This is a genomic window from Pseudomonas sp. TREG-RG-20F-10-E-6-01, assembly GCF_022662455.1.
Taxonomy (GTDB): Bacteria; Pseudomonadota; Gammaproteobacteria; order Pseudomonadales; family Pseudomonadaceae; genus Aquipseudomonas.
The window spans coordinates 299,748-320,047 of the sequence record NZ_JAKNQP010000005.1; the positions used below are offsets into that span (position 1 = coordinate 299,748).

The 20,300-nt window shown below is 61.7% G+C and carries 15 protein-coding genes; 11 read left to right on the forward strand and 4 right to left on the reverse strand.

Translation table 11 applies throughout. The features are described from left to right. Positions 1 to 5: 5 nt before the first annotated feature. From L8K08_RS17500 to L8K08_RS17535, 8 genes are all read left to right on the forward strand, one after another. Positions 6 to 2,309, forward strand: a complete 2,304-nt coding sequence (locus L8K08_RS17500) for a YgiQ family radical SAM protein (protein WP_197625740.1) — start codon at positions 6 to 8, stop codon at positions 2,307 to 2,309. Between the two features lie 222 nt (positions 2,310 to 2,531). Further along, positions 2,532 to 3,449 (forward strand): NAD synthetase, encoded by a 918-nt coding sequence (locus L8K08_RS17505; protein ID WP_145160177.1) that lies wholly within the window; start codon positions 2,532 to 2,534, stop codon positions 3,447 to 3,449. Continuing rightward, positions 3,449 to 3,892 (forward strand): hypothetical protein, encoded by a 444-nt coding sequence (locus L8K08_RS17510; RefSeq protein WP_242198979.1) that lies wholly within the window; start codon positions 3,449 to 3,451, stop codon positions 3,890 to 3,892. The genes L8K08_RS17505 and L8K08_RS17510 overlap by 1 nt, the downstream gene beginning before the upstream one ends. 362 nt (positions 3,893 to 4,254) lie before the next feature. Further along, on the forward strand, positions 4,255 to 5,181 hold the full coding sequence (locus tag L8K08_RS17515) for an NAD synthetase (RefSeq protein ID WP_119737905.1): 927 nt from the start codon (positions 4,255 to 4,257) through the stop codon (positions 5,179 to 5,181). After that, on the forward strand, positions 5,181 to 5,618 hold the full coding sequence (locus L8K08_RS17520; protein ID WP_242198981.1) for a hypothetical protein: 438 nt from the start codon (positions 5,181 to 5,183) through the stop codon (positions 5,616 to 5,618). Before L8K08_RS17515 ends, L8K08_RS17520 begins: the two co-directional genes overlap by 1 nt. Before the next feature lie 189 nt (positions 5,619 to 5,807). Further along, on the forward strand, positions 5,808 to 9,098 hold the full coding sequence (locus L8K08_RS17525) for a transglutaminase family protein (protein WP_242198983.1): 3,291 nt from the start codon (positions 5,808 to 5,810) through the stop codon (positions 9,096 to 9,098). 148 nt (positions 9,099 to 9,246) lie between these two features. Continuing rightward, positions 9,247 to 11,733, forward strand: a complete 2,487-nt coding sequence (locus L8K08_RS17530) for a circularly permuted type 2 ATP-grasp protein (RefSeq protein WP_242198985.1) — start codon at positions 9,247 to 9,249, stop codon at positions 11,731 to 11,733. Then, positions 11,733 to 12,623 (forward strand): transglutaminase family protein, encoded by an 891-nt coding sequence (locus tag L8K08_RS17535; protein ID WP_242198988.1) that lies wholly within the window; start codon positions 11,733 to 11,735, stop codon positions 12,621 to 12,623. The genes L8K08_RS17530 and L8K08_RS17535 overlap by 1 nt, the downstream gene beginning before the upstream one ends. Positions 12,624 to 12,669: 46 nt before the next feature. Here the strand turns inward: L8K08_RS17535 and L8K08_RS17540 are convergent, their stop codons facing one another. Continuing rightward, positions 12,670 to 12,852 carry a hypothetical protein gene (locus L8K08_RS17540; RefSeq protein WP_106577640.1) on the reverse strand — a complete coding sequence of 61 codons (183 nt, stop codon included), beginning with the start codon at positions 12,850 to 12,852 and terminating at the stop codon, positions 12,670 to 12,672. 331 nt (positions 12,853 to 13,183) lie between these two features. Here L8K08_RS17540 and azu point away from each other — a divergent pair, with 331 nt between their 5' ends. Beyond that, positions 13,184 to 13,630: an azurin gene (azu, locus tag L8K08_RS17545; protein ID WP_119737895.1), complete on the forward strand. Its 447-nt coding sequence runs from the start codon at positions 13,184 to 13,186 to the stop codon at positions 13,628 to 13,630. Between the two features lie 241 nt (positions 13,631 to 13,871). Here the strand turns inward: azu and nadE are convergent, their stop codons facing one another. The 3 genes from nadE to L8K08_RS17560 form a co-directional block, all read right to left on the reverse strand. Further along, a complete protein-coding gene (nadE, locus tag L8K08_RS17550; RefSeq protein ID WP_242198990.1) occupies positions 13,872 to 14,699 on the reverse strand; it encodes an ammonia-dependent NAD(+) synthetase in 828 nt (275 codons plus the stop codon). Between the two features lie 3 nt (positions 14,700 to 14,702). Beyond that, positions 14,703 to 15,917, reverse strand: coding sequence for a nicotinate phosphoribosyltransferase (gene pncB, locus L8K08_RS17555; RefSeq protein WP_065900159.1), 1,215 nt, complete (start codon positions 15,915 to 15,917; stop codon positions 14,703 to 14,705). Between the two features lie 214 nt (positions 15,918 to 16,131). Beyond that, positions 16,132 to 17,019, reverse strand: coding sequence for a LysR family transcriptional regulator (locus L8K08_RS17560; RefSeq protein WP_242198992.1), 888 nt, complete (start codon positions 17,017 to 17,019; stop codon positions 16,132 to 16,134). 153 nt (positions 17,020 to 17,172) lie between these two features. On the opposite strand from L8K08_RS17560, the gene L8K08_RS17565 reads away from it, so the two are divergent. Further along, positions 17,173 to 18,663: an aldehyde dehydrogenase family protein gene (locus tag L8K08_RS17565; RefSeq protein ID WP_242198994.1), complete on the forward strand. Its 1,491-nt coding sequence runs from the start codon at positions 17,173 to 17,175 to the stop codon at positions 18,661 to 18,663. 171 nt (positions 18,664 to 18,834) lie between these two features. Next, the gene (locus L8K08_RS17570) at positions 18,835 to 20,118 is read left to right on the forward strand and encodes an FAD-binding oxidoreductase (RefSeq protein WP_242198998.1); all 1,284 of its coding nucleotides are present in this window, start codon (positions 18,835 to 18,837) and stop codon (positions 20,116 to 20,118) included. Positions 20,119 to 20,300: the final 182 nt, after the last annotated feature.

Below are 20,300 nucleotides of genomic sequence, written 5' to 3' on the forward strand. Positions count from 1 at the left end.
CCGTCATGCAAACAGCCAAGCCGTTATTTGACTATCCCAAGTACTGGGCCGAATGTTTCGGTCCTGCGCCATTCCTGCCGATGAGCAGGGAGGAGATGGATCAGCTTGGCTGGGATTCCTGCGACATCATCATCGTCACCGGTGATGCGTACGTGGATCACCCGTCGTTCGGCATGGCCATCATCGGCCGGCTGCTGGAGTCCCAGGGCTTTCGCGTCGGGATCATTGCCCAGCCGAACTGGCAGTCCAAAGACGACTTCATGAAGCTCGGCGAGCCGAACCTGTTCTTCGGCGTCGCGGCCGGCAACATGGACTCGATGATCAACCGCTACACCGCCGACAAAAAAATCCGCTCCGACGACGCCTACACCCCAGGCGGCATGGCCGGCAAACGCCCGGACCGCGCGAGCCTGGTGTACAGCCAGCGCTGTAAGGAAGCCTACAAGAACGTGCCGATCGTGCTCGGCGGCATCGAGGCTTCCCTGCGCCGCATCGCCCACTACGACTACTGGCAGGACCGTGTGCGCAACTCGATCCTGATCGACGCCACTGCCGATATCCTGCTGTACGGCAACGCCGAGCGGGCCATCGTTGAAGTCGCCCAGCGCCTGTCGTGGGGCCACAAGATCGAAGACATCACCGACGTGCGCGGCACCGCGTTCATTCGCCGTGACACGCCGGCGGGCTGGTACGAAGTGGACTCCACGCGTATCGACCGTCCGGGCAAGATCGACAAGATCATCAACCCGTACGTGAACACCCAGGACACCCAGGCCTGCGCCATCGAGCAAGAGAAAGGCCCGGTGGATGACCCGGAAGAAGCCAAGGTCGTGCAGATCCTGGCCAGCCCGAAGATGACCCGCGACAAGACCGTCATCCGCCTGCCATCGGTGGAAAAAGTCCGCGGCGACGCGGTGCTCTATGCCCACGCCAACCGCGTGTTGCACCTGGAAACCAACCCAGGCAACGCCCGCGCCCTGGTGCAGAAGCACGGTGAAGTGGACGTGTGGTTCAACCCGCCGCCCATTCCGATGACCACCGAAGAAATGGACTACGTGTTTGGCATGCCTTACGCACGTGTTCCGCACCCTGTGTACGGCAAGGAAAAGATCCCGGCCTACGACATGATCCGCTTCTCGGTGAACATCATGCGTGGCTGCTTCGGCGGCTGCACCTTCTGCTCGATCACCGAGCACGAAGGCCGCATCATCCAGAACCGTTCCGAAGAGTCGATCATTCGCGAGATCGAAGAGATCCGCGACAAAGTGCCAGGCTTCACCGGGGTGATTTCCGACCTCGGCGGCCCGACCGCGAACATGTACCGCATCGCCTGCAAGAGCCCGGAAATCGAATCCGCGTGCCGCAAGCCGTCGTGCGTGTTCCCAGGCATCTGCCCGAACCTGAACACCGACCACTCGTCGTTGATCCAGTTGTACCGCAGCGCCCGTGCGTTGCCGGGTGTGAAGAAGATTCTGATTGCTTCCGGCCTGCGCTACGACCTCGCGGTCGAGTCGCCGGAATACGTCAAAGAGCTGGTGACCCACCACGTCGGTGGTTACCTGAAGATCGCCCCGGAACACACCGAGGAAGGTCCGCTCAACCAGATGATGAAGCCGGGCATTGGCAGCTATGACAAGTTCAAGCGCATGTTCGAGAAGTACACCAAGGAAGCGGGCAAGGAGCAGTACCTGATTCCTTACTTCATCGCCGCCCACCCGGGCACCACCGATGAAGACATGATGAACCTGGCGCTGTGGCTCAAGGGCAACGGCTTCCGCGCCGACCAGGTGCAGGCGTTCTACCCCTCGCCAATGGCCACCGCCACCGCGATGTACCACTCGGGCAAGAACCCGCTGCGCAAGGTCACCTACAAGAGCGACGCGGTGACCATCGTCAAGAGCGAGGAGCAGCGCCGTCTGCACAAGGCCTTCTTGCGTTACCACGACCCGAAAGGCTGGCCGATGCTGCGTGAAGCATTGACCCGCATGGGCCGTGCCGACCTGATCGGGCCGGGCAAGGACCAGTTGATTCCACTGCACCAGCCGGCCACCGACAGCTACCAGAGCGCGCGTCGCAAGAACTCGACGCCGGCCGGCAGCCACAAGGTCGCCAAGGAAACCACCACCAGGATCCTTACCCAGCACACCGGCCTGCCGCCACGTGGCAGCGACGGCAGCAACCCGTGGGACAAGCGCGAACAAGCCAAGGCTGCGGCCATGGCGCGCAACAAGCAGGCGGCCAAGGAACGCGCCGACGCGGCCAAGGGCAAGGGCGGCAAGCCTGCGCGCAAGCCGGTCGTGCCGCGTTGATCACAGCCTGAATATGCAAAACGCCAGCCTCGTGCTGGCGTTTTGCTTTCTAGTCGGTGGGTGGTCTGTTTGTTAAGGTGGCGCGCATTGAATCGCCTTCGCGAGCAAGCCTGCTCCCACATTTGAACGCGTTCTCCATTTGGAATGCGGTCAAATGTGGGAGCCGGGCTTGCCCGCGAAAGCGCCAGTTCAGTCACCACCTATATCAAGGAAGATCACCCCATGAGCAACCCCTTGCTCAACATCGGCATGGACTCCAGCCGCTCCCAGTTCATGGCGCGCCAGCGCATCGAAAGCCAGATCAACCTGCCACGGCTGTTTGCGGCCATCGATGCAGACCCCGGCATTGTCGGCGCGGGCGTCGTGTACATCGACGCCGACTTCAATGTCGTCACACTGCGCGAATTCAAGCCCATCTGCAGCATCAAGCCCAAGCGCATCATTTTGCGTGAGGCGCAGAAGTACATAGCCCCCGCGCAGTTTGCCGATCAGGTGACCAACAATCCGCGTGAGTCTCGGCTCGTGGGGGAGGCCGTCAATACGACGTTGTCTTGTGCCGGCGCAATTCTGGGTTGGATTGTGGTGTTCAGCGGCACTGTCGCGGTACCGTTCACAGGTGGCGCGAGCCTGGTGGTGGCGGGCCTGGGCGCCACTGCGGCGGCGGCCAGTACCGCGCAGTGCGTGGTGGGAGGCATGAGAACGTTCAACGAACTCAACGACCCGACCGCCAACGACGATATGGACAACGAGGAATGGTATCGCTATGCAATGCCGGTCTTGGACGCGGCCTCGCTGTTGGGCGCCGGCGCCTCTACCCTGACGACTGTTCGACTGCTGCAGGCTCGAAAAGCAACGACCGGTAGAAGCTGGTACGAGTTGTCCAAGGGTTTGACCCGCCAACAACGTAAGGCACTCACCAAAGAGTTGCTAAGCCTGAAAGACCCAAGCCTGAGCAATAAGCTGCTGAAGTTGCGCCAGCGCTCCGGTGAGTTGGTGAAGCGCTATTCGGCGACCGAGATCAATCACGCTACCGTTACGCAGATCAGGGATTCCCTCGGTGCCGCCATTGGTTTCACCGGGAGTGCCTTGTCCGGCAACATTCGAACCATTGCAGTGGGGTTGTACGAGGAGCTTGAGTGATGGTGCGCCAAGTCTCGTTAAAAGCTTTTTTGGCTGACTACTTCCCTGCGTTTATTTGTGCATTTTTTCTTGCCTGTTTTTCCCTGTCCGCTGCCATTTCATTGGCATCCAGTACCTTTTTTCGCGGTGAACCAGAGCGAGCGCGTTACTCCTTTGTCGCAGCGGTTGTCCTGGGGCTGCTCTTGGCAGTCAGCCACTTTGTTATGATCAGGGGCAGAACCTGGGGCGTTTGGGCCATCGTCGCCTTCTACGTGGTGTGTTTTTTGATCGTATTACCGACCTATGGCTATCGGCCCCATATGGCTGCCTATGCCATTGGGCTGCTGTTTCCAATGCTGGGACTGTTGTTGCTCAACAGTAAGCGTCATCGGGAAATGCGCCGTCAGCTCCTGGAAATCCGCCACCAGCGCGAAGCCATGAGCGCAAAGCACAAGGCCCGCTGACTGGATAGGTTCGCCACCCAGCCTCGCCATCAATATGTGCAGCGCGTGCACCATTGGACTGACGCCGGCGCCATTTGGGACTCGACGCCGGCCCGCCGCCGCGTGGCCGCGACGGCAGCAACCCGGTCGTGCCGCGTTGATCGCAGCCTGAATATGCAAAACGCCAGCCTCGTGCTGGCGTTTTGCTTTCTAGTCGGTGGGTAGTCTGTTTGTTAAGGTGGCGCGCATTGAATCGCCTTCGCGAGCAAGCCCGCTCCCACATTCGACCGCATTCTCATGCTGGAACTCGGAAAAATGTGGGAGCGGGCTTGCTCGCGAAAGCGCCAGTTCAGTCATCACCCATTTCAAGGAAGATCACCCCCATGGGCAACCCCCTGGCCGGTATCGGCATGGACTCCAACCGCTCCCAATTCATGGCGCGCCAGCGCATCGAAAGCGAACTCAACCTGCCGCGGATATTTGCTGCCATCGACGCCGACCCCAACATCGTTGGCGCAGGCGTGGTGTATATCGACGCTGACTTCAATGTCGTCACCCTGCGTGAGTTCAAGCCCATCTGCAGCATTCAGCCCAAGCGCATCATTGTGCGTGAGGCGCAGAAATACGTCGCGCCAGCGCAGTTTGCTGACCAAGTGATGAATAACGCGCGCGAGTCGCGGTTGATCAGCGAAGCCTTCAACACCACCTTGTCCTGCGGCGGCGCGGTGCTGGGTTGGCTGGTGATGTTAAGCGGCACCATCGCGGTGCCGTTCAGCGGTGGCGCCAGCTCGGTCATCACCGTCATTGGCTACACCAGCGCAACCGCCAGTACGGCGTCCTGTTTGATGGGGGCCTTTCGCACCCGCAATGAGATCGTCAACCCTGGCATGAATGATTATCTGGATAACGAGGAGTGGTACCAGACCGCTACCAAGATCATGGATGGCGCCGCCTTGGTGGGCGTGGGCGCGTCTGCGCTGACCACGGTCAAATTGGTCAATGTGGCCCGTGCATCCACCGGCAAAACCCTGCGCCAAGTGCTCAAAGGCCTGAACGGTCAGGAGCGGGAAAAGCTGACAAAAGAGCTGCTGAAAATCGCCGACCCACAGATGTCGACCAAGATGCGCAAGCTGCTGCAATTGCGCGGCGATTTGCCCAAGCGCTTTACCCACACTCAGCTCAAGCACGCCACCATCGTCCAGCTCGGCGACGCTTTCAGTGCAGGGCTGAGCGTCTGGGGGCTGGTGCGCTCGGACAACCCCAAACAGCTCAAAACCTTGGCGATAGGGTTGTACGAGGAGCTTGAATAATGAATGGCGTCCCGTCATTGAAACCCTTTTTGCTAGAACATTTTCCCTCGTTCATCGGCGTGATTCTCGCCGGTTGCCTTGGCGGTTCCGGCGCAATTTCCCTGGCGGCCGCCACCTATTTTGCCGACGTGCCCATGGCCACCAATGCCACCGTCTCGTGGTTCGTGGTGATCTTCGCGGCCTTGTTCGTGGTCAACTGCAACTTCCTGGTCGTGCGCGGGCACGCTTGGGCGGTGCGGGGCATGGTCGGCTTTTTTGTGGTGTGCTTGCTGGTGGTGCTTCCGACGCTGCAGTTTCACCCTCACTGGTTTATCTACAGCGAAAGCCTGTTCTGGCCATTGCTCGGTTTGTTGCTGATCAACAGCAAGGGCTATCGGGCGATGGTCAGGAAATTGGTTGAGGTACGGCGCCTGCGCAACGCGTCCAAGGCTGCTTGACTGGGTAGATTCACCACCCCCAACCGCGCACACACGCCACAAATATGTGCAGCACATGCACCAATGCACTGACGACGGCGCCGTTTTGGTGCTGTACTGCAGCGGGTCTTACGATAAAGCGCAATGACTGCCGCTCTGGCATAAGTCTTGCGCGCGTTGTGTCCATGCCCTGGCTCGCAGGAGGCCGCCGTGTCGATTCATGTCGCGTTGCACCACGTTACGCATTACCGCTACGACCGCGCTGTCGAACTCGGCCCACAGATCGTGCGTTTACGCCCGGCTGCCCATAGCCGCACGCGGATTTTGTCCTACGCACTCAAAGTGCTGCCCGAGCAGCACTTCATCAACTGGCAGCAGGACCCGCAGGGCAACTACCTGGCGCGCCTGGTGTTCCCGGAAAAGACTGACCAGCTGCGCATTGAGGTCGACCTGGTCGCCGAGATGGCGGTATTCAATCCGTTCGACTTTTTCCTTGAGCCCTACGCCGAAAAGATCCTTTTCAGCTACGCCGCCGATGAGCAGCGCGAGCTGGCGCCGTACCTGGAAACCCTGCCGCTGACGCCAAAGTTTGCCGCCTACCTGGCCGGCATCGACCGCACGCCTTTGCCGGCCGTGGACTTTCTGGTCGGCCTCAACCAACGCCTGGCGGCTGATATCGGCTACCTGATCCGCATGGAACCGGGTGTGCAAACCCCGGAGTTCACCCTGGAAAACGCTTCAGGCTCCTGCCGCGATTCGGCCTGGCTGTTGGTGCAGTTGCTGCGCAATCTGGGGTTGGCGGCGCGTTTTGTGTCGGGCTACCTGATCCAACTGACCGCCGACGTCAAAGCCCTCGACGGCCCGTCCGGCACCGACGTCGACTTCACCGACCTGCACGCCTGGTGCGAAGTGTATTTGCCCGGCGCCGGCTGGATCGGCCTGGATGCGACCTCCGGGCTGTTTGCCGGTGAAGGCCATATCCCGTTGGCCTGTAGTCCCGATCCATCGTCCGCCGCGCCGATCAGTGGGCTGGTGGAGCCTTGCGAGTGCGAATTTACCCACGAGATGTCGGTTGAACGCATCTGGGAAGCGCCTCGGGTTACCAAGCCCTACACCGAAGAGCAGTGGCTGGCGATCCAGGCACTGGGCCGGCAGATCGACGGCGACCTGCTCAAGGACGATGTACGCCTGACCATGGGCGGCGAGCCGACCTTCGTCTCGATCGACGACCCCGATGGTGCCGAGTGGAACACCGCTGCGCTGGGGCCGGATAAGCGCCGCCTGTCTGCCGAGTTGTTCCAGCGCATGCGCAAACACTACGCGCCCACGGGGCTGGTGCACTTCGGCCAGGGCAAGTGGTACCCCGGCGAGCAACTGCCGCGCTGGTCGCTCAATTGTTACTGGCGCCGCGACGGCGTGCCGATCTGGCACAACAGCGCGCTGATCGCCGATGAACAGGAAGATTACGGCGCCGACGGCGTGATGGCCGGGCGCTTCCTGGCCTGCGTCGCCGAGCGCCTGAAGTTGCCGGCGCGCTTCGTGTTTCCGGCCTTCGAAGACAATTTCTACTACCTGTGGCGCGAAGGTGCATTGCCGCAAAACGTCACCGCCCAGGACCCACGGCTGAGCGACGACCTGGAGCGCGAACGCCTGCGCAAAGTGTTCAGCCAGGGCCTGGATAAGGTCATCGGCCAAGTGCTGCCGCTGGCGCGCACGGCCGCCAATGACCGCTGGCAGAGTGGGCGCTGGTACCTGCGCGACAACCACTGCCGCCTGGTGCCGGGCGATTCGCCGCTGGGTTATCGCCTGCCGTTGGCCTCGCAGCCTTGGGTGACGGCCGCGGAATACCCGTTCGTGCATCCGACCGACCCGAACCAAGATCAGCCGGCGCTGCCGACCACCGCGCAGTTGCAAAGCCACGGTGAACCCGCGACGAGCGATGAGCGCGTGCCGAAAGTCGACGAATCCGCCGACTGGCTGACCCGCACCGCCTTGTGCGCCGAAGCGCGGGAAGGGCGCCTCTACCTGTTCATGCCGCCGCTGGAGCGCGTCGAGGATTACCTGGAGCTGGTGGCCGCCATCGAAGCCACCGCCGAAGAACTGCACTGCCCGGTGTTGCTGGAAGGCTACGAGCCGCCGTTCGACACGCGCCTGAGCAACTTCCGGGTCACGCCGGACCCGGGTGTGATCGAGGTCAACGTGCAGCCTTCCGCCACGTGGGACGAGTTGGTCGAGCGCACCGAATTTCTCTACGAAGAGGCACGGCAAACCCGCCTCACCACCGAAAAATTCATGATCGACGGCCGCCATACCGGCACCGGCGGTGGGAACCACTTTGTGCTCGGCGGCGCGACGCCCAAGGATTCGCCGTTCCTGCGCCGCCCGGACTTGCTGCGCAGTTTGATCAGTTACTGGCATAACCACCCGTCGCTGTCGTACCTGTTTTCCGGGCTGTTTATCGGCCCGACCTCCCAGGCACCACGGGTGGATGAGGCGCGTAATGACGCGCTGTACGAGCTGGAAATCGCCTTCGCACAAATGCCTTCGCCTGGCGAAGAATGCCCGCCGTGGTTGGTCGACCGCCTGCTGCGCAACCTGCTGATCGACGTGACGGGCAACACCCACCGCGCCGAATTCTGCATCGACAAGCTCTACTCACCGGACGGCGCCACTGGCCGCCTGGGTTTGCTGGAGCTGCGCGCGTTTGAAATGCCACCGCATGCGCGCATGAGCCTGACCCAGCAATTGCTGCTGCGCGCCTTGGTCGCGCGCTTCTGGCGTGAGCCGTACGCGCCGCCGAAACTGGCGCGCTGGGGCACCGAGCTGCATGACCGCTTCCTGTTGCCGCACTTCATCGAGCAGGATTTCGCCGACGTGATCGTCGAACTGAACGCCGCCGGTTACCCGCTGCGCGCCGAATGGTTTGCTGCGCACCTGGAATTCCGTTTCCCCAAGGTCGGCGACTACGCCGTCAGCGGCATCGAACTGGAGCTGCGCCAGGCTCTGGAGCCTTGGCACGTACTGGGCGAGGAGGGCGCGGTGGGCGGCACGGTGCGTTATGTGGATTCGTCGCTTGAGCGCTTGCAGGTGAAGCTGAGCGGGCTGCCACCACAACGCTATTTGCTGACGTGCAATGGCATTCCGGTGCCCCTGCAGCCCACCGGGCGTGTGGGTGAGTTTGTCGCCGGCGTGCGCTACCGCGCCTGGCAACCGGCCAACTGCCTGCAGCCGACCATCGCGGTGCACGCGCCGCTGGTGTTCGACCTGCTCGACACCTGGATGCAACGCTCGCTGGGCGGCTGCCAGTACCACGTCGCCCACCCGGGAGGGCGCAATTACGACAGCTTGCCGGTGAATGCCAATGAGGCAGAGAGCCGGCGCATGGCGCGGTTTTTCCGCTTGGGGCATAGCCCAGGCAAGTTGCCCGTGCCTCCTTTGGTTATCAATGATGAACTACCGATGACTTTGGATTTGCGGCGTTTCCCCAATAAAAATGACTGAATGCTGTTCAAATGTGGGAGCGGGCTTGCTCGCGAAAGCGGTGAATCAGCCGATATATGAGTTGATTGACCCGCCGTATTCGCGAGCAAGCCCGCTCCCACATTAGACTGTGGTGACTTTGACTTCCCTTGCCTCTGCCGAGCGTTCCATGTCCGACTTGCTCGACCGTTACCCGCTGACTGCGGGCACTTACCACGAACTGCTGGACGACAGCGGCGCGGTGCGTGCCCATTGGCAGCGCTTGCTTGATCACCTGCAACGCAGCGCGCCCGCGCAATTGGCCCAGCGCCAGGCGCTGCTGACCCGGCAGATCCAGGAAAACGGCGTGACCTACAACGTCTACGCCGACCCCAAGGGCGCCGATCGCCCGTGGGAGCTGGATTTACTCCCGCATGTGCTGGCCGCCGATGAGTGGCGGCACTTGTCGGCCGGTATCGCCCAGCGTGCGCGCCTTCTCAATGCCGTGTTGGCCGACCTGTATGGCCCGCAGCTTCTGATCAAAGAAGGCCTGCTGCCGGCTGAGCTGGTGTTCGGGCATAACAACTTCCTCTGGCCGTGCCAGGGCATCCAGCCGCCGGACGGTACGTTTCTGCACCTGTACGCCGTGGACCTGGCGCGCACCCCGGATGGCCGCTGGTGGGTCACCGCCGACCGTACCCAGGCGCCTTCGGGCGCCGGTTATGCGCTTGAAAACCGCACCATCGTGTCCCGCGCCTTTCCGGATTTGTACCGCGACCTGCAGGTTCAGCACCTCACCGGTTTCTTCCGCACGCTGCAGGAAACCCTGGCCCGCCAGGCTTCCTGCGACGACCAGTCGCCGCTGATCGTGTTGCTGACGCCGGGGCGTTTCAACGAGAGCTATTTCGAACACCTGTACCTGGCGCGACAGCTCGGCTACCCGTTGGTGGAAGGCGGCGACCTCACCGTGCGCGACAGCACCGTGTTCCTGAAAACCCTCAGCGGCCTGCGCCGGGTGCACGCGATCATGCGTCGCCTGGACGACGACTTCTGCGACCCGCTGGAACTGCGCACCGACTCTGCGCTGGGCGTGCCCGGCCTGCTGGATGCCGTGCGCCAAGGCAATGTGTTGGTGGCCAATGCCCTGGGCAGTGGCGTGCTGGAATCGCCGGGCTTGCTCGGCTTTTTGCCGAAGATCAACCAGTTCCTGTTTGGTGAAGAATTGATCCTGCCGTCCATCGCCACCTGGTGGTGCGGTGAGGCGCCGGTGCTCGCTGAGGCCCTGGAGAAACTGCCCGAGCTGCTGATCAAACCGGCGTTTCCATCGCAAAGTTTCTCCCCGGTATTTGGCCGCGACTTGAGCGACGAACAACGCCAGGCGCTGGCCGAACGCATGCGTGCGCGGCCTTATGCGTATGTCGCCCAGGAGTTGGCGCAACTGTCCCAGGCGCCGGTGTGGCATACCGTGGATGACCATTTGCAACACCGCGCCATCGGCATGCGCGTGTACGCGGTGGCCAGCGACGAGGGCTACCGCGTGCTGCCCGGGGGCCTGACCCGTGTGGCGGCCGAGGCCGACGCCGATGTGGTATCGATGCAACGCGGCGGCGCGAGCAAAGACACGTGGGTGCTGGGCGAGCGTACCGCGGGTGGCGAACAGTGGCGCGCGCAGCGGCCAATTGGCGCCCACGATCTGGTGCGCCGCGACCCCTACCTGCCGTCACGCGTGGTGGAAAACCTGTTTTGGTTTGGCCGTTACTGCGAGCGCTGTGATGACAGTGCGCGCTGGCTGCGGATTGTGCTGGCGCGGTATGTGGACGGTGACGACCCGCTGGCCTTGCAGGCGGCAGTCGAGCTGGGCGAGACCCTGCGCTTGCTGCCCGAAGAAGGGGAATTGCCCGAGCGGCTGCTTGCCGCCTTGCTTGGCGATGACTGGCCATCAAGCCTGCGCGCCAACCTGCAGCGTCTGCAGTGGGCGGCGTCTCAGGTGCGCGGCAAGCTGTCGCGGGAAAACTGGCAGGCCTTGGTCGAGCTGCAGCGCGAAGCCTTGGAGCTGGAAAGCGAGACCCCGGACTTCGGCGAACTGCTGGATTTCCTCAACCGCCTGGTGATGTCCCTGGCGGCGCTGTCCGGCTTTGCCCTGGATGACATGACCCGTGATGAAGGCTGGCGTTTCTTGATGATGGGCCGGCGCATCGAGCGTCTGCAGTTCCTGAGCAGCAGCCTGGCGGCGTTCCTGCGTGGCGTGGCGGTGTTTGATCAGGCCGGGCTTGAGTGGCTGCTGGAGTTGGGTAACAGCAGCATCACCTATCGCTCGCGCTACCTGGCGGTGCCGCAGTTGATCCCGGTACTTGACCTGTTGTTGCTGGATGAGCAGAACCCGCATGCGGTGCTGTTCCAGCTGAAGCTGGTCAGCCGCACGTTACGTCGTCTCAACGATGACTTCGGTGTGCCTCGAGAAACCGGGCTGGCGCCGCTGGTGGAGCGCCTGGCACGTTTTGACTTCGGTTGCCTGGAGAACCCGCTGTTCGGCGAGTCCAGCGTGCGTGCCGCGTTGGGCGGCCTGGCTGACCTGCTGCAAGCGGTAGCCGATGAGAGTGGGCAAGTGTCGGATCGCCTGGCGTTGCGCCATTTTGCCCATGTGGATGATGTCAGCCAGCAGACGGTGTCGGTGTGATGAGTGCGCGCTACCAGATTTTTCACGATACCCACTACCACTACGACAGCCCGGTGTCGCTGGCGCAGCAGCTGGCGCACTTGTGGCCACGGCCGTGTGCGTGGCAGCGTTGCAGTTTGCAGCAACTGGAAATCAGCCCGGAGCCGACGGCGCGGCGCGATGAGCTGGACGTGTTCGGCAACCCGATCACTCGGCTGGCGTTCGAACGGCCCCATGATGAGCTGCTGGTGAATGCAGGGCTGACCGTCGAAGTGCTGGCGCGGCCTGCGCTGGATTTTCAGCAGTCGCCGGCCTGGGATCAAACCCGCGACAGCCTGACTTACAGCAGCCAGCCGTTGTCAGCCGAACTGATCGAAGCCTGCCGCTATCGCTTCGAATCGCCCTATGTGCATCTGAAAAAAACCTTCGTCGAGTTTTCCGAAAGCTGTTTTCCGCCCGGCGAGCCGTTGCTGCTCGGCGTGCAGGCGTTGATGGAGAAGATTTTCAGCGAGTTCACCTTCGATGCCGAAGCCACCCAGGTCGCCACGCCGCTGGTGGAAGTGCTGGAGCGCCGACGCGGCGTGTGCCAGGACTTCGCCCACCTGATGCTCGCATGCCTGCGCTCGCGTGGCCTGGCGGCGCGGTACATCAGTGGCTATCTGCTGACGCAGCCACCGCCCGGCCAGCCACGGCTGATCGGCGCCGATGCCTCGCACGCGTGGGTTTCGGTGTTTTGCCCGGTGTCGGGCTGGGTAGATTTTGATCCGACCAACAATGTGCAGCCGGCACTGGAGCACATCACCTTGGCCTGGGGCCGGGATTTCTCGGATGTGTCGCCGTTGCGCGGGGTGATTCTGGGAGGAGGGAACCATGACCCGGAGGTGCGGGTGACGGTGATGCCGCTGCAATAGCAGTGGATTGAGGCGAGCAGGGAAGGCCTGCTCACCTCAACAGAATTTATTCAGCCGGGTCTTTCGGTGTCTCGGTTTCGTCGGTTGCCACTTCACCTTCGGCATCCGGGTTCAGTGCACTTGCTTCTTCATCTGCAGCGGCTTTCTTGCGTTGCAGCTTTTCCTCTTTCTTCTGCTCCTTGGCCAAGTCTCTCTGACGTTTGGCGAAGGAGTAATTAGGTTTGGCCATGGGCGATCCTCTAGGGTCGAAGGTGAGGGTGGCGGCGCGCAGCTGCCTTGGGTCGCTATGGTAGCAGCTTAGCGGCGCGGTTGGCCTTCACTTACCGCAGGCATACGCGGCCAGCAGGCCGTTGAACAGTTGATTCAGATGCATGGCGCGGGCTCCAGGGGGGATGAGCCGATCATAGGCAGGTGTTCGAACTTTGGCTGGTAGATTGTGTTGATCAGTCTGATAGCCTAAAGTTGTATACAATCTGTTGATTCAGATCATAAGAATTCAGGCCTGCTTGAGGCACCCTTGTCGCAATACGCGTTTTTTAAACCCTGCCATGGAGATTCACATGTTTGCCAAAATCGTTGCTGTTTCCCTGCTGACACTGGCGAGCGGCCAGTTGCTTGCTGCAGAGTGCGCGGTCACTGTTGATTCCACCGACCAGATGTCCTTCAACACCAAAGAAATCACCATCGACAAGAGCTGCAAGACGTTCACCGTAAACCTGGAACACTCCGGCAGCTTGCCGAAGAACGTGATGGGCCATAACTGGGTGCTGAGCTCCGCCGCCGACATGCCTGGCATCGCCAGCGACGGCATGGCCGCCGGCATTGAAAAGAATTACCTCAAAGACGGCGACACGCGCATCATCGCCCACACCAAGATCATTGGTGCTGGCGAGAAAGATGCCGTGACCTTCGATGTGTCGAAACTGGCTGCCGGTACGGATTACGCGTTCTTCTGCTCGTTCCCAGGCCACATCTCGATGATGAAAGGCACTGTGACCGTCAAGTAAGCCGACCCTGGTCGAAAAAAAAGCGCCTTGCGGGGCGCTTTTTTGTGGGCGTTGAATACCTTGTGGCGAGCGGGCTTGCCCCGCGTTGGGCTGCGCAGCGGCCCCAAATACCTGCAACTCAGTGTTACTGAATTACCGCGATTGCCTTACTGGGGCTGCTGCGCAGCCCAGCGCGGGGCAAGCCCGCTCGCCACAACAAGCCCGTTCGCCACAACAGGCCTGCTCGCCAAAAAAGCACTGATCACGGCGCGAAGGGCATGACCCGCTTGTGCTCGGTCTTGCGATACGTGTCGCAAATGATCTTGAACGCTTCTTCACGCACTGGCTCGCCGTGCAGGAAGGCATCAATCTCGGCGTACGTTACGCCGTGGGATGCTTCGTCCGGCTTGCCTGGCGACAAGTCTTCGAGGTCGGCCGTCGGGACCTTCTCCACCAGCGATTCCGGCGCGCCAAAGTGCCGAGCAATCGCACGTACCTGGTTTTTCACCAGCCCGCTCAGCGGCGCCAGGTCGCAGGCACCATCACCAAACTTGGTGAAAAAGCCCATGACCGCTTCCGCCGCATGGTCGGTGCCGATCACCAGGCCACCGGCCGCGCCAGCGATGGTGTACTGCGCCACCATGCGCATGCGCGCCTTGGTGTTGCCCAGTACAAAATCACGCGACACCGCCGCCTTGCCTTCAAAGGCCGCCACTTCATTGGCCAGGGATTTGACCGCCGGGCCGATGTTCACGGTGTGGCGCTCGTCCGGTTCGATGAAGTCCACCGAAGCCTGGGCGTCGATTTCGTCGAACTGGGTTTCGTAAGGCAGGCGCACGGCGATGAAACGGTAGGCCTCGTCGCCGCTGCTGGCACGCAGTTCGTGCATCGCACGTTGGGCCAGCAGGCCTGCGGTCAGGGAGTCGACGCCACCGCTGATGCCCAACACCAAGGTTTTTAGCCCGGAATTGCGCAGGCAATCCTGGATAAAGGTCACGCGGCGGGCAACTTCGGCCTCCAGGGCGGCCTGGTCCTTGAACGGGGCTTGGACCTTGAGCTGCTGCGCAATCTCACGCTGTACGGCTTGCATGATTCACTCCTTGCTGGAAAGGGCAGGTACTTTGAAAACGTGACGCAAATAGGCGACGAAATTCGGATCGGTGCAGTGGGTCTTGCCCGCTTCATCGGAGATTTTCGCGACGGGCTGGCCATTGCAGGCCGTCATTTTAAGCACGATGCTCATCGGCTCAACCCCTGGAATGTCACAGGTCAGGTTGGTGCCGATGCCGAAGCTGACATTAATGCGACCGCGCAACGCGCGGAAAATCTCCAGGGCCTTGGGCAGCGACAGGCTGTCAGAGAACACCAGCGTCTTGCTCATCGGCTCGATGCCGAGCTTGTGGTAGTGGGCGATGGCCTTTTCTGCCCACTGCACCGGGTCACCGGAGTCGTGGCGCAGGCCGTCGAACAGCTTGGCGAAGTACAAGTCGAAGTCGCCGAGGAAAGCATCGGTGGTGATGCAGTCGGTCAGCGCGATGCCCAGCAGGCCCCGGTATTCGCGGACCCAGCAGTCGAGCGCGGCGATCTGGCTGTCGATCAGGCGCGGGCCGAGTTGCTGGTGGGCCATGATCCATTCGTGGGCCATGGTGCCGAGCGGCTTCATGTCGAATTCGCGAGCCAGGTGCACGTTGCTGGTGCCGACGAAGCGGCCTGGGAAGTCATGCTTGAGCACGCTGACCACTTCTTCCTGTACCCGGTACGAGAAGCGCCGGCGCGTGCCGAAGTCGGCCACCTGCAGCTCCGACAGCTCGTCGCTGCTGGCGTTGGCGGTCAACCAGTCGAATTTGCGGTACAGCTGCTCGCGGGCCTGTTCGAGGATCACGGTCTGGTAGCGGTAGCGGTTACGCACCTCGCTGACGATGGCTAGCATCGGCACTTCAAACAGGATCACATGCAGCCACGGCCCGCGCAGGCGAATGAATAGCTCGCCGTTTTCGATGCCGGTTTGTACATAGCGCAGGTTGAAGCGGAACAGCCCCAGGAAGCGCAAAAAGTCCGGCTTCATAAAGCTGATGCGCTCCAGAAAGCCCAATTGATCCGGGCTCAGGCTCAGCTCGGCGAGGCGCTCGATCTGGTAGCGGATTTCCGCCAGGTACGGGCGCAGGTCTTCGCTGTTGCGGCAACGGAACTCCCATTCAACTTCCACATTCGGGTAGTTGTGCAGCACCGCCTGCATCATGGTCAGCTTGTAGAAGTCGGTGTCGAGCAAGTTCTGCACGATGCGATCGGCAAACACACTCTCGCTCATAACGGGAATCTCCAGACGGGTCGACGATGGGCGCCGACCTTTACGCACTATTAAGGAATGGCGCTAGTGGCGCATAGACCCGTGGGGTTTTGCCAGTGATTTTTTCGGAATGGCCACTGGCCCTATCGCAGGCAAGCCAGCTCCCACACTTGAAACGCATTCCAAATGTGGGAGCTGGCTTGCCTGCGATGGCGGTGGTGCAGCCAAAAAAGCTCTAAACCTGTTCCATCATCCACTTCACAAAATCGCGCACCTTGGGCACCTCCGCCGAATGCTCCGGATACGCCAGGTAATACGCATCCTGGCTGGGCAACGCGTGCTGCCAGGGAATCACCAGCTTGCCCTCGGCCAATTCTTCTTCCACCAGAAAGCGCGGCAGCAAGGCCACGCCGCAGCCCACTTGCGCCGCGCGAATGCACATATAGAAGGTGTCGAAGCGCGGCCCGTGGTAGCTGTGCTCGGTGTGGAAACCCTGGCTGGCGAACCAGTCATGCCAGCCTTGGGGCCGCGAGGCGTTCTGCAGCAGTACGAGGTCGCTGAGTTGCGTGGGGTCGGTGAACGGCTGCGCAGGGAGGCTTTCCGGCGCGCACACCGGCACCAGTTCTTCGCTGAACAATTTCAGGCTCTCGGTGCCGGGCCGTGAGCCCTGGCCGAAGTAGAAGGCCATGTCGGCCTTGCCTTGCAGCAATTCGTCCGGCTCCTGCTCGTTGCACAGGTCCAAATGGATGTGCGGGTGGCGCAAACGCCAGCCCTTGAGGCGCGGCACCAGCCAGCGCGCGCCGAAGGTGTAGGGCGTGGACACCCGCAGCACTTCGGTCTCGCCGCCGTAGGAGCGCAGGTAATGGGTGGACATCTCCACCTGAGTGAGGATTTTTCGCACTTCCACCAGGTACAAATCGCCCGCCGGGGTCATCTGCAAGCGGCGGCGCACCCGGCGAAACAGCAGGTGTTGCAGTAACTCTTCCAACTGCGCGACCTGTTTGCTCACCGCGCTTTGCGTGAGGTTCAGTTCCTCGGCGGCGCGGGTGAAGCTCAGGTGGCGGGTGGCGGCTTCGAAACACTGCAGGGCGGTGATCGAGGGCAAATGTCTTTTGTTCAGCACGGCACGCCTCTTTTTATTCTTTGCATGAATAAACGGAATGATATCTCGCCTAATCGTCGTTTGTTGGCAAGTCTTGGGCCAGCTACAAATAAGGCCTGGATCGCCGTGTCTGTGGCGGCGCGAATTTTCTGTTTGAAATTGAAGGAGTGACCCATGGTTGCTGCATTGCTTGATCGTCTCGGGGTGAGCCCGGCGCTGTACCAGTCGGGTAAACAACCCGTGCATTCGCCGATCGACGGCAGCCGTATTGGCAGTGTGCACTGGGAAGGCGCCGCCGAGGTGGAGCAACAGGTCAGTCGCGCCGAGCATGCATTCGAGGCTTGGCGCAAGGTGCCGGCACCGCGTCGTGGCGAGCTGGTGCGCCAGTTCGGCGACGTATTGCGCGAATACAAGGCAGACCTGGGCGAGCTGGTGTCCTGGGAAGCCGGCAAGATCACCCAGGAAGGCCTGGGTGAAGTGCAGGAAATGATCGACATCTGTGACTTCGCCGTCGGCCTGTCCCGCCAGCTGTACGGCTTGACCATCGCCTCTGAGCGCCCGGGCCACCACATGCGTGAAACCTGGCACCCGCTGGGCGTGGTCGGCGTGATCAGCGCTTTCAACTTCCCGGTGGCCGTGTGGGCGTGGAACACCACGCTGGCGCTGGTGTGCGGCAACGCCGTGATCTGGAAACCGTCGGAAAAGACCCCGCTCACCGCGCTGGCGTGCCAGGCGCTGTTCGAGCGTGTGCTGAAGACATTCACCGATGCGCCCGAGTACCTGAGCCAAGTGATCATCGGTGGCCGCGACGCCGGCGCCGCGCTGGTCGATGACCCGCGCGTGGCACTGATCAGCGCCACCGGCAGCACCCGCATGGGCCGCGAAGTGGCGCCCAAGGTCGCCGCGCGTTTTGCCCGCAGCATTCTCGAACTGGGCGGCAACAACGCAATGATCCTCGGCCCAAGCGCCGACCTGGACATGGCCGTACGCGCCATCCTGTTCAGCGCCGTCGGCACCGCCGGCCAGCGTTGCACCAGCCTGCGCCGCCTGATCGCGCATGAATCGGTCAAAGAAGAAATCGTCACCCGCCTCAAGGCGGCCTACTCCAAGGTGCGCATCGGCCACCCGCTGGAAGGCAACCTGATCGGTCCGCTGATCGACAAACACGGCTTCGAAAACATGCAGGACGCCCTGGAGCAGGCCTTGAGCGAAGGCGGCAAGGTGTTCGGCGGCAAGCGTCAGCTGGAAGATAAATTCCCGAATGCCTACTACGTGTCGCCCGCGATTGTGGAAATGCCTGAGCAAAGCGACGTGGTGTGCACCGAAACCTTCGCACCGATTCTGTATGTGATCGGCTACAGCGACTTTGCCGAAGCCCTGCGTTTGAACAACGCCGTGCCGCAAGGCCTGTCGTCGTGCATCTTCACTACCGATGTGCGTGAAGCCGAACAGTTCATGTCGGCGGTGGGCAGCGACTGCGGCATCGCCAACGTCAACATCGGCCCAAGCGGTGCGGAGATTGGTGGCGCGTTTGGCGGTGAGAAAGAGACTGGCGGCGGGCGCGAATCCGGTTCGGATGCGTGGCGCGGCTACATGCGTCGCCAGACCAATACCGTGAATTACTCGCTGGAGTTGCCGCTGGCGCAGGGCATTACCTTCGACTAAATCCCTGTCGAAACGCGGTTAAAAATGTGGGAGCGGGCTTGCTCGCGAATGCGGTGGATCAGCTGTATATCTGTTGACTGACACACCGCTTTCGCGAGCAAGCCCGCTCCCACATTTGACCTCATTTGCAGTTCGGAAAAGTGGTTTGTTAGGTCTCATCGGAGTCTGGCAATGGCATTACGCGAAGCATGTTTGTGGGAACACCTTACCCCTGGCCGCCCGGACCGGGCCGCGCTCAAGGGCGAGGTCAAGGTGGATGTGTGCGTGATCGGCGCCGGGATCACCGGGTTGTCGGCAGCCGTGCATTTGCTGGAGCAAGGTAAAAGCGTCGCCGTGCTGGAGGCCCATCGCACCGGCCATGGCGGTTCGGGGCGTAACGTCGGGCTGGTGAATGCCGGTATGTGGATTCCCCCGGACGAGATCGAAGCCGGTTTCGGCGAGGCGGTGGGCAGCCAGCTCAACCGCATGTTGGGCGCAGCACCGTCGCTGGTGTTCAGCCTGATCGACAAGTACGGCATCGATTGCCAATTGCGCCGCGAGGGCACCTTGCACATGGCGCACAACGCCCGTGGCGAGGCGGATTTACGCAGTCGTGAAGCACAATGGAAGCGCCGTGGCGCGCCGGTTGAATTGCTGACCGGGCAAGCCTGCGAACACGCCACCGGCACTAAAAAGATCGCCGCCGCACTGCTGGATCGGCGTGCGGGCACCTTGAACCCGATGGCCTACACCAGTGGTTTGGCGAATGCGGCGGTTGGCCTGGGCGGGCAGCTTTTCGACCATTCCCCGGTCACCCGGCTGGAGCGCCAGGGCGCAACCTGGTCGGTGCAAACCGCGCAGGGCTCGGTGCAGGCTGCACAAGTGGTGATCGCCTCCAATGCCTACACCGAAGGCGAATGGACTGAGCTGCGGCGCAATTTCTTCCCAGGCTATTACTACCAGGTCGCCTCGGCGCCGCTGACGGACGACGCTGCCCAACAGATCCTGCCTGGCGAGCAGGGCTCGTGGGACACACGCCAAGTGTTGAGCAGCATCCGCCGCGATGCGGACGGCCGCCTGTTGCTCGGTAGCCTGGGCAACGGTAGTCAGAAACCCGCCTGGTTCCTCAAGGCGTGGGCCGATCGGGTGCAGCAGCATTACTTCCCGTACCTCAAATCGGTGCAGTGGGAATACACCTGGACCGGCTGCATCGCTTTTACCCCTGATCACCTGATGCGTCTGTTCGAACCCGCGCCGGGCCTGGTGGCGGTGACCGGCTATAACGGGCGCGGCGTGACCACCGGCAGCGTGGTGGGCAAGGCATTTGCCGACTATTTGTGTCACCAGAATGCCCAGGCCTTGCCGATTCCCTTCGCATCGATGCAACCGCTGGCCGGGGTGGGCTTGCGCAGTTGCCTGTACGAAGCCGGATTTTCGCTGTATCACGCGGGCCAATGCCTGCGGATCGTGATCTGATCAGCGAAATACCTGTCAGAAGCCTGCATTTTCTTAGCAGGCTACTAATCTGTATTGGTGCAAGTCGTAGCAATCACGCACTGTAAATGTGCAGTTCCGTTACGCACATTGTTACAGGCGTAGGAACTGTCGTTTATCCGTCTGGTTGCAGGTGCGACCTGCCAGGGTTGTACTTTTTTGCT

Bases quoted from the DNA above. Each gene is read 5' to 3' on its own strand.
- L8K08_RS17500 (WP_197625740.1), top strand. From the start codon at position 6: ATGCAAACAGCCAAGCCGTTATTTGACTATCCCAAGTACTGGGCCGAA.
- L8K08_RS17505 (WP_145160177.1), top strand. From the start codon at position 2,532: ATGAGCAACCCCTTGCTCAACATCGGCATGGACTCCAGCCGCTCCCAG.
- L8K08_RS17510 (WP_242198979.1), top strand. From the start codon at position 3,449: ATGGTGCGCCAAGTCTCGTTAAAAGCTTTTTTGGCTGACTACTTCCCT.
- L8K08_RS17515 (WP_119737905.1), top strand. From the start codon at position 4,255: ATGGGCAACCCCCTGGCCGGTATCGGCATGGACTCCAACCGCTCCCAA.
- L8K08_RS17520 (WP_242198981.1), top strand. From the start codon at position 5,181: ATGAATGGCGTCCCGTCATTGAAACCCTTTTTGCTAGAACATTTTCCC.
- L8K08_RS17530 (WP_242198985.1), top strand. From the start codon at position 9,247: ATGTCCGACTTGCTCGACCGTTACCCGCTGACTGCGGGCACTTACCAC.
- L8K08_RS17535 (WP_242198988.1), top strand. From the start codon at position 11,733: ATGAGTGCGCGCTACCAGATTTTTCACGATACCCACTACCACTACGAC.
- L8K08_RS17540 (WP_106577640.1), bottom strand. From the start codon at position 12,852: ATGGCCAAACCTAATTACTCCTTCGCCAAACGTCAGAGAGACTTGGCC.
- azu (WP_119737895.1), top strand. From the start codon at position 13,184: ATGTTTGCCAAAATCGTTGCTGTTTCCCTGCTGACACTGGCGAGCGGC.
- nadE (WP_242198990.1), bottom strand. From the start codon at position 14,699: ATGCAAGCCGTACAGCGTGAGATTGCGCAGCAGCTCAAGGTCCAAGCC.
- pncB (WP_065900159.1), bottom strand. From the start codon at position 15,917: ATGAGCGAGAGTGTGTTTGCCGATCGCATCGTGCAGAACTTGCTCGAC.
- L8K08_RS17565 (WP_242198994.1), top strand. From the start codon at position 17,173: ATGGTTGCTGCATTGCTTGATCGTCTCGGGGTGAGCCCGGCGCTGTAC.
- L8K08_RS17570 (WP_242198998.1), top strand. From the start codon at position 18,835: ATGGCATTACGCGAAGCATGTTTGTGGGAACACCTTACCCCTGGCCGC.